The 12,172-nt window shown below is 42.8% G+C and carries 10 protein-coding genes and 1 pseudogene; 1 reads left to right on the top strand and 10 read right to left on the bottom strand.

Translation table 11 applies throughout. From position 1 onward, the window contains the following. Window positions 1–265 precede the first annotated feature (265 nt). Window positions 266–1,546, top strand: coding sequence for a hypothetical protein (locus tag C200_RS10965; RefSeq protein ID WP_016212096.1), 1,281 nt, complete (start codon window positions 266–268; stop codon window positions 1,544–1,546). A 182-nt stretch (window positions 1,547–1,728) separates the two neighbouring features. Here the strand turns inward: C200_RS10965 and C200_RS10960 are convergent, their stop codons facing one another. The 10 genes and pseudogenes from C200_RS10960 to trbE all read right to left on the bottom strand — a co-directional run bounded on the left by C200_RS10960 (window position 1,729) and on the right by trbE (window position 12,156). Next, a complete protein-coding gene (locus tag C200_RS10960) occupies window positions 1,729–1,995 on the bottom strand; it encodes a phospholipase D-like domain-containing protein (RefSeq protein ID WP_080750128.1) in 267 nt (88 codons plus the stop codon). 235 nt (window positions 1,996–2,230) lie between these two features. Continuing rightward, window positions 2,231–3,628 (bottom strand): asparagine--tRNA ligase, encoded by a 1,398-nt coding sequence (asnS, locus tag C200_RS10955; RefSeq protein WP_016209721.1) that lies wholly within the window; start codon window positions 3,626–3,628, stop codon window positions 2,231–2,233. Window positions 3,629–3,747: 119 nt separating this feature from the next. Beyond that, a complete protein-coding gene (gene trbB, locus C200_RS10950) occupies window positions 3,748–4,695 on the bottom strand; it encodes a P-type conjugative transfer ATPase TrbB (protein ID WP_051307313.1) in 948 nt (315 codons plus the stop codon). After that, window positions 4,692–5,207: a S26 family signal peptidase gene (locus tag C200_RS10945; protein ID WP_032126703.1), complete on the bottom strand. Its 516-nt coding sequence runs from the start codon at window positions 5,205–5,207 to the stop codon at window positions 4,692–4,694. Before C200_RS10945 ends, trbB begins: the two co-directional genes overlap by 4 nt. A 454-nt stretch (window positions 5,208–5,661) precedes the next feature. Further along, window positions 5,662–6,393, bottom strand: a pseudogene (locus tag C200_RS16760) (type IV secretion system protein); the annotation flags it as partial. Beyond that, window positions 6,390–6,698, bottom strand: coding sequence for a hypothetical protein (locus C200_RS10935; protein ID WP_230383332.1), 309 nt, complete (start codon window positions 6,696–6,698; stop codon window positions 6,390–6,392). The pseudogene C200_RS16760 and the gene C200_RS10935, both read right to left, overlap by 4 nt. A gap of 16 nt (window positions 6,699–6,714) precedes the next feature. Beyond that, entirely contained in the window at window positions 6,715–7,947 is a 1,233-nt protein-coding gene (locus C200_RS10930; protein ID WP_230383333.1) for a TrbI/VirB10 family protein, read from the bottom strand. Next, a complete protein-coding gene (locus C200_RS10925; protein WP_016209722.1) occupies window positions 7,944–8,987 on the bottom strand; it encodes a TrbG/VirB9 family P-type conjugative transfer protein in 1,044 nt (347 codons plus the stop codon). The genes C200_RS10930 and C200_RS10925 overlap by 4 nt, the downstream gene beginning before the upstream one ends. Continuing rightward, a complete protein-coding gene (gene trbF, locus C200_RS10920; protein WP_129556606.1) occupies window positions 8,987–9,670 on the bottom strand; it encodes a conjugal transfer protein TrbF in 684 nt (227 codons plus the stop codon). The genes C200_RS10925 and trbF overlap by 1 nt, the downstream gene beginning before the upstream one ends. Continuing rightward, window positions 9,667–12,156 (bottom strand): conjugal transfer protein TrbE, encoded by a 2,490-nt coding sequence (gene trbE, locus C200_RS10915; protein ID WP_016209720.1) that lies wholly within the window; start codon window positions 12,154–12,156, stop codon window positions 9,667–9,669. Before trbE ends, trbF begins: the two co-directional genes overlap by 4 nt. Between the last annotated feature and the right edge of the window lie 16 nt (window positions 12,157–12,172).

The following is a 12,172-nucleotide window of genomic DNA, read 5'->3' as shown; positions in this document are numbered from 1 at the left end:
TGGCCTGTGCGTAAGGTGAGTAACGTAATACTCCCTAAGTGAGCTCTATTTACGCTTCTTATAAAAATTTACAATTTCAACTTATTGATCATAGATATCATAGTTATTTACTCCATTATAAAAAATAGCATTTAAAGTTATAAATAATAACAACAATTATATATTACATGAAGGCTATACATGACTACTTTAGCTAACAATTCGCTTTATTAGCCAACCTGCCTTCGAATCAAATAATAACCATTGCAATATTTAGGAGAATTAAATGCCAGGTAAAATTACTGTACGTATGCGTATGAGAGACAATCAGCTTCAACTAGACTTTGGACAGGGAAATGAGCATATTGCTGAGCAATTTATGCATTCATTTCATAACGGTCAGGTTCCTAGAGAATATAGAAAAGGTCCAGCTTTTCAATATAATCAAGATGGGGAAGTGCCAAAACGAAGTGAAACTAGGCCATATATTCTACGTTTTCCAACCTATCAGGCACCAGGTGGTCAATATCTTGGTATCAACTTTGGAGGTACTCGAGCTCGCAATAGCTTTCTTGCAGCACTAAGAAAATTAGATAACAGGCAAGACGATGAATATTTCCCCTGGATAGATACTTTAGCAAATGGCAGTACACTGCATATAGAGCGATCACACCCACAACTTTCAACTCCTGAATTTCATAACGAAAGTGGTGGTATCGAAATAGCACAGTTTTATCCTAGTCAGGTACACAAGCGAATAGGAAGACCAGTCTCACCTGAGCCTAGTGCTGATGTTGATCTCTCACAGGCGTTTACCACACTACTATTTCAGGCTCTGGCTCAAGGTCATGACGACGCTGCCGTACCTAATCTTGCGATTAGTCAGCAACCTGCACCTACTGCTCAACACCAACCTACTTATCAACAACAGCCCGCTTACAGTCCAACTGCAAATGCGAGTGCCTCTCCTCAGGTTAACAACCCTCAGCTGCAACATCTTAATGCTCTTTTACAGCGTATAGAAACAGCCGCCCAAGCATTAGAGCTTCATGGAGGTGGTACAACAATTACTGATCAACATGGTGAAAAAATAACACTGTCAAGTAGCCTCGCAAAGGTATATGGGAAAGCACGATCCATGAGAGACCATATACTAATAAATCCAGACCACATGTACCTAGGTGATGAGATTAGACAGCGTTTAATACAACCCATGCAAAAACTCAATAAGAAGACACAAACTTGGGAAACTAAAGAAGCTGGGGGTAAGGGCCCTCGCGGCGGCGAACGAGACAGTACAACAACCGATCTCTATAACGATGTGATAGCAACGTTAGAGAAAAGATTCAACCTTACCCCTCCTCTTGCTTCTGCACCCTCATACCCACAAGCAGAAGCACCTCTTGCTTTTTCACCACCGCAACCGGGAGCACCAACACCATCAGGAGTAGCAGCAACTGCAACATTGCTGCATGATCATGAACAAATGGAAGGACACATGGAAGGACACACACCACAAGCTCCAGGAGCGACTTCTAGTGCCCCTAGTGCCCCTCCTGGGCCGTGATAAGCTTAGGGACCACAAAATATAATTAAAAGTATCAGAGTTTGGCTATAGCCAAACTCTGCAACACAGAACCAATTATAAACAAGATTACCTGTTTTAAATATTGTGCTATTTAAAATTATCAAAACAAAAGCAGGTAACATTTTAATTAAGTAATAATGAAAAAAAATTAAAAATAAAATTTATTTACCACAATGGTGATAACGGCAATAATTCTCAGCCAAATAAGAAACACCTTGTCGTTTATTATAATTTTTAATATATAAACCAGCTAATTTCTTATCTTTTATGATTAAAACATTTTCAGCATTACGTTTTTGTGCAGAGTAAGTAAAATTAAAACTGCCAGTAATAACCATATTATCATCAACAATTATCACTTTATTATGTGCAATTGCAGGTTTGGCATCGATTAGAAATCGAATTTTATGAGATTTTAACGCCTGAATAACGTAAGCGTCGCTACCTCTCCATGGCTCGCAGCGTCAGAAACTATTCGTTGAGCGCTATACTTGCACTCATCGTAAAAATGGCAAGCAATAACGAAAATAAGAAAAAGCGCGTCACAACGATAACGATCCCTATCAATTGATTCTAAATCACAAGTAAAAAGGCTGTATAAACAACCTTTTTATTATTAAATAATATTAAAGTTATAAAATTATTTATTTAAATTTAATTTAATTAAAATGGAATATTACCAGGTGTGCGCGGAAATGGAATAACATCACGCACATTAGCAACGCCGGTGACATAACTGACTAAACGCTCTAAACCTAAGCCAAACCCTGCATGCGGTACAGTACCATAACGACGTAAATCAAGATACCAATCAAGGTGCTGTTCACTGACACCAATTTCTTGCATGCGTGCTTTGAGTACATCTAAGCGCTCTTCGCGCTGACTGCCACCGATGATCTCACCGACACCAGGCGCTAATACATCCATGGCCGCGACGGTTCTGCCATCTTCATTTAAGCGCATATAAAAGCTCTTAATATCTTTTGGATAATTCATCACCGTTACCGGTTTACCAACGAGTTCTTCACATAAATAACGCTCATGCTCAGAAGCCAAATCAACACCCCAAGCAACTGGAAATTCAAAGCTCTTATCGGCTTTTAATAATTGTTCGATGGCTGTGGTATAGTCCATGATTTCAAAGTTGGACTGGCTAATCGTCTCTAAGCGTGTAAGCGCTTGTTTATCGACTCGTGCCGCAAAAAAAGCCATATCATCAGCACACTGCTCTAATAATGTGGTGCTGACAAACTTTAACATCCGCTCGGCTAGTGCTGCATTGTCATTTAAATCAGCAAAGGCAATCTCAGGTTCGATCATCCAAAACTCAGCCAAATGACGACTGGTATTCGAATTTTCAGCACGAAATGTCGGTCCAAAGGTATAGACTTTGGACATTGCCAAACAATACGCTTCGACATTGAGCTGACCTGAAACCGTTAAAAATGACTCTTGACCAAAAAAGTCCTGAGAATAGTCAATAGCGCCTTTATCTGTACGCGGCAAATTCAGCATATCCAAGGTGCTAACACGAAACATCTCGCCGGCGCCCTCACAATCACTCGCGGTAATGAGTGGTGTATGCACCCAAGCAAAGCCTTCTTGACTTAAAAAACGATGAATCGCCTGAGAAATGCAATTGCGTACCCGGGTCACCGCAGCAAATAGATTCGTCCGTGGCCTCAAGTGCGCAACTTCACGTAAATATTCTACTGTGTGACGCTTCGGCGAGACCGGGTAAGACTCCGGCTTTTCAACCCAGCCAACCACCTGAATATCCGTCGCTTGTACCTCAAAAGATTGACCTTGCCCGGGCGATTCAACCAACTCACCACTTGCAATAACGGCACAATCTTTCGTTAATTTAGCAATTTCACTCTCATAATTTGTTAAGCTGTTTGCAGCAATCACCTGAACCGAGTCAAAACACGAACCATCATTAATGGCAACAAACGAGATACCAGCCTTAGAATCACGCTTTGTTCGCACCCAGCCTTTGACAGTGACACGATCACCGACTTTAGCCGCCCCTGCTAAAATAGCTTTTACACTCATGGTCATAGAGAACATCCTCAACGAATAAATTGCAGCAAAGGCCGATTATAACAAAACCCGTTAGTAATACCCACTGTATGGCGTTAAAGTTAAAATACCGCTAGAAAAATAACAAAGCAATCATCCTAATCAACAAACTCGACAATATAACGCCCGTGTTGATAGTCACGAAGATGAGCAATTTGGCGCACTCGCCGCAGCCCTTGGCTGTCGCGTGCAAGATGCACGATGACATCCAACGTCCTGACGATTAAATTATGCGGCACCACAGGAACAACTTCCTGGAGTAAATCTTCCAAACGATACGGCGCATCTTCTGCACTATTCGCATGTAAAGTGCATAAACCACCAGGGTGACCGGTATTCCAAGCTTTTAATAAATCCAATGCCGCACCATCACGCACCTCACCGATGACAATCCGATCTGGGCGCATCCGTAAAGAACCTTTGACCAACATCCGCATATCCACCTGCTCAGAGGTGCGCATAAATACGACATCGGTCGCCTGTGTTTGCAGCTCTGGTAAATCTTCAAGCACTAAAATTCGATCATGGCTTTGATTAAGTTCGCGTAAGATGGCATTCGCAAAGGTCGTTTTTCCTGAACTTGTCCCACCAGCGATTAAAATATTCTTACGATCTTCGAGTGCTTGCAGTAAATATTCACGCTGCCCAGCGGTTAATAACCCTTTGCCCTGATAATCTTCTAAGGTTAATTTTTGCTGGGTTTGCTTGCGAATCGCAAAAGTCGGCCCATCGACCACGGGAGGCAACCAGCCTTGAAAGCGCGCATGCGTAACCGGCAGCTCCGTTGCCACTTCCGGGTTTTCACGATCTGCAACATTATTACTGCAAGAGGCAACCAGCTTAATAATATTAATCCCACGCTGCGCATCAACCAATGTCTCTAAACGTATTTTAACCCCACCAATACGCTCCACATGCACCGAACCATCTGGGTTGAGCATAATTTCAATCACACTATCATCATTCAATAAGGCACAAATTTCCTCACCGAATGCAGTATTTAACATCTCATAATAACGCCGTTGCGCATGAGTATCCTTCATCATAACTGTTTCACCTTTGCAAAAATTTGCTGTTGCTCTATTAAGCCAAAATAACGACCATCAAACGAATTTGGCACACGCAAGGCCAAGAGTAAATAATGATTTTTAGGAATTATTTTACAAACTTGCCACTGCGGCAATAGTTGACCTGGTGCATATTCTTGCTGAATATAGGCAGTTTTCTCGCCGTTAATAAACAACCAGTTCGCATGCCGACAAATAAAATCCCCCGGCACACCATACACTTGTTTCATCATACTCATATCCTGGCCTAACCAATGATGCTGAACTAAATAGTCTTTAAGTGGCTGTGGTGGAGAAAATAATACACGCTCGCCATGCGTTAAGGGTAGCGTACATGGTGAGGCCCAGTACCAGCCAATCGGCATGCTCGCTGTGACTTGATGGACCAGACCATAACCGGCGTTTTTTAAACTAACTACAATAATAGTCAGAATGAGCAAGGCGAATAACGGGCCAGCATATAACCAATACTTAAGGCTATTTCGGCCCATGATATTTATTATTTTTTGCTATTACATCCTGTAATGATTGCTTTAAGTCCTTGAAGGATTCTTGCGACATCCGTGCGTTGACATTGGTATTTGCATTCGATAGTGATGATTTCATTGCTTGCGTAAATTGGCCGGCATTCATACCAGACACTTGCGTTTGTGTTGAAACGGCAATATTCGGCCCATGATTTTGGCCTGAAGTCATAGCAGTCGCCGCCTGCATACTTGACGGCCCGTTATTGCCACTATGATGCATATCCGTCGCTGCTGCTACCGCATTGGGCCCTGAGACGCCAACAGCCGCTTGCCCTGGTGCTGCTGTGACCGCAGGTACACCAGCTGATAGAGGTTGAGGACTGGCAATGCTCACTTGCGTCGTATCACCATGGAATAAACTGCTACTAACTTTGCCGATCGCACGGACAGCAAGTTCCGGTAAGCGCCACGCTAAAATTGTCAATACAAATGTTATTAAGAAAAATCCCAACGGAATCGTAAAATCAGTGTCTTGCGAAAAGGTTTGTTGGCCAATTGTCGTCCAAACACTAATTGCCGTCCCCAGCACAAACATGAGCACTAAAATACGAATCACCGCAGAGATAAGCTGCTCGATTGCTCGACTTAATAAATTACCCGCTGGCCTAAATACGCTTAAAGGAATTAATAACAATGAAATCGCCGCCGTCACATAAAAGCCAACATTAACAAAAATTAACTGCACAGCAATCAATGACAACATCAATAAGCCACCCAATCCTAAAATTAAATACAGGGTACTGGCCGCTGAATTAATCGTGCCATACTCCATAGCAACTTTCATCAGGCTAATATTCGCATCATAACCATATTTAAATACCAGCATCGGTTTGGTAAATAACTTAAAGACGTTTTTATCATTGACCGCATGATTACCTAAATACAGTACAAATTGCATTAAATAATTTAAAATTGGCGTATACCAATAGAGAATCGCCGCAATAAAGCCGATTTTAAGTACTTTAATCAGCGCATTACCAAGCGCCTCATCTTGCTTAATCGCCCAGCTTAAACCAAAGAAAATAACTTCAAAAACAATAAAATAAAATAATAGCTGTGACGCCGTCGTACCGATAATATGAATCGCATGATTAAGTTTTTCAATAAATTGGTTTTGCAGGGTATCGACAATCGCCGGGCTTAAATTCATTCATTATCCCCAACGCTATCATAATCATCGCTAGCAAACAGCTTGCCCTCTTCTTGATCCACCTCACCATTAAAATTTTGTTGACTGCTCCATTTTTTATAATCAGTTTTTGTCAGTGCCTTAATTACCTTTTGCGTCAGCTTAGTTCGTTCTTGATTGTTTTTCTGCTGATTTTGGTCTGTCGACGTCGTCTGTGTCGTCGTTGTTGCTGAGGAATCATCCGTAGGATCACTTAAGCTGGCCCAGACACTATTAAAGCCACTCAAGGTGAGGCAGCTGATTATCAGCGTTATACGCCATACCACTTTGCACAACACCACCCTAAGCTCCTCCGCGATAGGGCGGAATCGTCATATCCTTACGTGTGAACACGCTAAATAGGGTGCCTATGGGTAAGCGAATCGTTGGCTTTAGATTTAAACTGCGATCAGCGATTTTGCCACCAATTTGCGAAGAGGTCTGACCTAAAGATTGTGCCGCCGATGTTGAAACGCTCGAAGAGGTAGAGCTGCCACACACATACGGCGTACTATCACTGCTATAGCAAATTTGGCCACTGCTCGCATTCGCGCTATTTTCTGCCAAAATCGCCGGAATATTAAAGAGTACACCCAAAATACCCGCACCAATCACCGCTCCCCAATGATTATCGACATCACCGGCAATACCCGACTCACCAATATCATTCATCCCCGGTGGCGCTGATAGAATAATTGAAGAGCCATCTGGGCGAATCATCCGCGTAAATTTAATCTGGGCGCGCTCATCGCCGTATTTCACATCTGAATTATAAATACCAACCAGCGTTGTCCCTTGAGGCACCAGTAAATAACGACCGGACGCACTATCATAGACATTGCGTGTCACCCGCGCTCGAATCAGCCCGGGCACATCCGAGTTAATTGCCGTTTGCAATATCGCCGGAATATAAGTCCCTTGCATAATCATATAAGGTGATTCTAGATCTTTCATTACATGCTTGCTTTGTGTGTCGTCCTTTGCATCTTGGTCTAGAAAATTAATTTGCTTTTGTGGTTGCGACAACTTCTCATTCTTGTTGCTTTGCTGAGCATTTTGGCTTGCAGTACTCGCTTTTGATGACTGTCGACTGGGGTGGGTAAAGCTTTGTTGTTGTAACCTCGGCGCGCCACCAGCAAAAAATATTGCACTAGAGGCAGCTTCTTGATCCATTTGGGTCATTGGCCGATATTGCTGTGCTGCGCGGTTTGGACGATTTTTTAAACGACTTAGCTGTTCCATCAACTGCTGTTGTGAGGCCCGCAACGCTTGTAGCTCCTGGCGAATCTCCACGGGGACCTGCTCAACATATTTAGGATCTTGGTTACGATCAAGTAAGTGGTTAATCTCTTTAGCCTGATGATAGCTCGGCAAGTGATTAATACTCTGGCTGGCTTCTTTATCCAGGACACTATTATTCCCAGCATGATCTTGAGCCGGTGTCGCCGCAAAAAAACTAGGCACAATTAAACTAGCAGCTAATCCCAGACAGATGCTCTTTTTTAAAATGACCTGGCGGCAGCGTCCACCCATCATGCTTTCTCTTTGCGATTAATTTGAATTAAGGCTAAATTATCAGCTAATTTGGTTCCTAACTGTAAACGAATTTTATGATAAACACCTTCAATAATAATGTACTGACCTTTGACATGATAATTCACTGAGCTGACATAGGTTTTATCGCCGGTATCTACTTCTACCAATGGCATCTGGCGATTGAGTGTTGTTTTATTAAATTTAATATAGGTTTTCACACCATCATCAAAAACCAATACCGGCGTAAAATTACGCGTATCCCCTTGCAATGATTGCGTCGTATAATGCGAATACATAGAGGCAATATTCACATCCAGCCCACTGGCCCCTGCCGTTGATAAACGCGTATCGCCGGTAACACTATTATCTTCAGATTGATACGTCACGACATTTTCGTTCGGATATTGCCATTTAACCGCTTGCATATAGGCATCTGGCGTAGAAATCAATTGAATATGATACACCCGCTGATCTGTCATCACCACCATCGTCGTTTTTAAACCCGTTTGATTGGGCTTGATCAATAGGTGCTCACGCTGATAGGCACCTGAACCACTTACAGTTTTACCAATTTGCCAGCGTAAAGTATCCCCTGCCGCTTGTGAGATCAACTTTTCACCCGACTGAAACTCAATATCTGTCATCTGACCCGGTGACGCATACACCGCATACGAGGCACCATCCATAAACTGATAATTCATAATGCTATTGACGAAATCACGGCTATTTGGATAGCGCAACGCTGCTTTATTGGCATATTGAATCGCATCTTCTTTATTTTTAAAGGTTTTATTAGCAACGTTTTTTAAATTTTTACCCTGATCTTTTAAATACTTTAACTGACCAGGTACTGGCACCGCTACATATTGAGTGACGACTTTAGTTTTAACGAGGTTTTGATCAACCGCAGGCTGAAAATGCACCGGCGCATTATTATTACTTGTCTCAGTCTCTTGATCACTTCCCATCGACGCACAACTCGCTAATGCTAAAGGTAATAATACGATAGGGCTGATAACTTTAAGTACCTTTAGTTTCATTAATTTTTCTCCGCCAAAGTGAAGTATTGAATATAAATGCCAAGTGGATTAACTAATATTTCATGCTCAGTTGCTGGCATCGTTTGACTGACCGTAAACACACCATGATAACGTTTTACTTGTGTCACTTTACCGTTTTGATCATAGGAAGTCTGACGCCAAGTTGCCGAATAGCTATTGGGTGTAATTTGCTCCACCATCTGCACATCCACAGTTTGGGTGAGCTGACCAATGTGGCGCGTCGGCTGTAACTTTTTCATTAACTCATTAAATTGCAAACGCCCTTTACTGGCCGTTAACTGATACGCCTCTAATAAATTATTTTTTAAAATCACCGGATCCAATGGCAAACTCATCGCATGACGAATAAATTTGGCAATAAAATATTGGTACTGTGCATCCGTCGGCCGATAGGGCTGATTGGTTTTCACCACATTAATCACCTGCCCCGATGAACCCACTTCAGCGACATAAACAACATTTTTCTTTTGCTGAATCAACATCATCATGCCAATTAACAACAAAATACAAGCGACTATGCAAGCGAAGGCAATCAAGCGCCAACTACTGGCTTGCGCACGTGAGCTGCCAATACGTCGATCCCACTCTTGGGCCGCCTTTTGATAGGGCGTTACCGCCTCATCAAAACGGTAATCCGACTGTTCTTTTTGTACTTTACTCATAAAGGGCTCCATTGTTCTAATAAGCTAATCGCCCAATCTAAATGACATTCGCGTAAATAGTGCTCAATAAACTCACGATATTCATAACGCCGATATAGAGCGTGAATTTTTTGTTTATCTTCAGGTCGACTCACGCCAGCAAATGCTAAAGCAATCGGCCCAAGACTTAAATCAAACATACAGTTGCCCTGCGTTGACTCATAGTAATACTGACGCTTCGGCATTGCAGAAGACAGCATTTGAATTTGCCGTGTATTTAAACCCAATTGCTCATAGGCACTATAAACACTCGGTTCTAACGCACGATTATTCGGCAAAAAAATACGCGACGGACATGATTCTAATAAACTATTAGTAATCTCTGACTCTAAAATATCATCCACCGATTGTGTCGTAAAAATCACCGACACATTGAGCTTACGCAACGTTTTGAGCCATTCACGAATCTTAGCGGCAAAAATCGGGTGGTCTAAAAACAACCAGGCTTCATCCAGAATCAACAGTGACGGCACCCCGGTAAAGCGTTGCTGCAAAACATGGAAAATATAATCAAGCACGGGCGGAATAATCGCCGGTGTTTCCATCAGCGCTTCTAAATCAAAACACTGCCAAGCACCGGTGGTAAATAACTCATGATCCGCATCTAAAATATCACCATAAGGGCCACCTAAAGTATAATGATCTAAGGCCTGGCGCAATTGATGATCTTGTAACAAAGCCTTTAAACCCGTTAAGGTGCGCTGATTCTCAGGCACGGCTGCAAGCCCGGTCATCGCTTGCCACAGCATATCTTTGACATGGGGTGTGACTTCAATTTTCTCATGCTGCAATAAACCAAGCAGCCACTCAGTCGCCCAAATACGCTCAGCTTCTTTATCCACATGAGCTAAGGGCTGAAAGACTAAATCTTTATTCTCTGGTTGGCCCACTTCATAATAATGGCCACCCACACCCAGCGTCGAGGCGAGAAAGCTGCCGCCCTTATCAAAAATAAACACCTGTGCATCTTGATAGCGACGAAACTGCAAGGCCATCAAATTCAATAGCACAGACTTTCCTGCCCCAGTGGGCCCAAGTACCATCTGATGGCCGACATCACCGATATGATTGACGAGACGAAACGGCGTATTGCCACGCGTGCGCGCATGTAATAACGGTGGGCCATTCAAATGCTGATTACGCTCAGGCCCCGCCCAAATCGCTGAAAATGGAATTAAATGAGCCAAATTTAAGGTATGCATCAACGGTGCACGAATATTCGCATTCGCATGTCCTGGCAATGATGATAACCATGCTTCAACGGCATTTAAGGTCTCTAAAATCGTGGTAAAACCAAGGCCATTAACAACGCGTTCAACCTCGCGGATTTTCTGCGTAACCACTTGCGGGTCTTTATCCCAGACCGTAATCGTTGCTGTGTAATAACCAAAAGCAACATGATCATCCTCGAGCTCTTGAATCGCCTGATCAGCATCACGAGACTTATTCACTGACGCCTGATCAACCATGGCGCTTTCACTTTTCGTCATCATTTCCATCAACATGGTGCCTAAGCCTTTACGCTTAGCAAACCAACGCTTGCGGTACGCTTTAAGCTCTTTTTCAGCCTCGGTTTTATCCAGCGGCAAAAAGCGCGTCACCCAGCGATATTCAATAGGCAAATGATTAAGCTGGTCTAATAAAGCCGGTGCTGAAGTTGATGGGAACCCTAAAATAGAGACCGTACGTAAATGCGACTGCCCCAACTGTGGCTCTAAGCCTGCCAGTAAGGGCGTATCCGCTAAGATCGCATCAAGATAAACAGGAATCTGTGGCTTTTTAACCGGATGCTCTTTCTCCGAAATACATTGATGCAAATAAGTCAGTGTTTGATCATCATCTAAAAATTCAGCATCAAACATAAAATCTTTTATAATATCGAATAAACGCTCACAAGAAACATTAAAAAAACTCAGTTGTGATTGATAACTATCGAGTTTTTCTGCCTGTGCGGCTTTTTGCTTGACCTGCTTTTTTTGACTGAGCTTTTTATTTTTTACCGTTTGACCGTCACTTTCTCGTTTAATCATCGCCTCAGAGAGCTTACCAACCGCTTCACTCGGCGGCATAAACTGCAAGGTTAAATAATAGTGGCTTTCAAAATTCTCACCGCCACGCTTAAACAACTCATGACGTTCTAAATCAACCAACCAGCTCACGGGATCCTCAAAACGGCTTTCTTCACTGTAACGCTGGGCTTGACTACGTCTGGCCTCAATATACAACGCCCACCCTGACCCTAACCGCTTTAAGGCATTATTTAAGCGCGCAGTAGTGGCAACAAGCTCCGCATCCGTTGAGGACTCTAGGTCTGGACCGCGAAAGCGCAGGGTTCGTTGATACGAACCATCCTTATTTAAAACGACACCTGGAGCAATCAGTGCTGCCCATGGCAATAAGTCAGTAATACGATCTGGTTTTTTGCGATACTCTGCAATATTAAACATGACAGCACATTCTTCC

The sequence above is a fragment of the Piscirickettsia salmonis LF-89 = ATCC VR-1361 genome, assembly GCF_000297215.2.
GTDB lineage: Bacteria > Pseudomonadota > Gammaproteobacteria > Piscirickettsiales > Piscirickettsiaceae > Piscirickettsia > Piscirickettsia salmonis.
This window is presented reverse-complemented; position numbering and strand designations above follow the sequence as displayed.

Bases quoted from the DNA above. Each gene is read 5' to 3' on its own strand.
- C200_RS10965 (WP_016212096.1), top strand. From the start codon at position 266: ATGCCAGGTAAAATTACTGTACGTATGCGTATGAGAGACAATCAGCTT.
- asnS (WP_016209721.1), bottom strand. From the start codon at position 3,628: ATGACCATGAGTGTAAAAGCTATTTTAGCAGGGGCGGCTAAAGTCGGT.
- trbB (WP_051307313.1), bottom strand. From the start codon at position 4,695: ATGATGAAGGATACTCATGCGCAACGGCGTTATTATGAGATGTTAAAT.
- C200_RS10945 (WP_032126703.1), bottom strand. From the start codon at position 5,207: ATGGGCCGAAATAGCCTTAAGTATTGGTTATATGCTGGCCCGTTATTC.
- C200_RS10930 (WP_230383333.1), bottom strand. From the start codon at position 7,947: ATGATGGGTGGACGCTGCCGCCAGGTCATTTTAAAAAAGAGCATCTGT.
- C200_RS10925 (WP_016209722.1), bottom strand. From the start codon at position 8,987: ATGAAACTAAAGGTACTTAAAGTTATCAGCCCTATCGTATTATTACCT.
- trbF (WP_129556606.1), bottom strand. From the start codon at position 9,670: ATGAGTAAAGTACAAAAAGAACAGTCGGATTACCGTTTTGATGAGGCG.
- trbE (WP_016209720.1), bottom strand. From the start codon at position 12,156: ATGTTTAATATTGCAGAGTATCGCAAAAAACCAGATCGTATTACTGAC.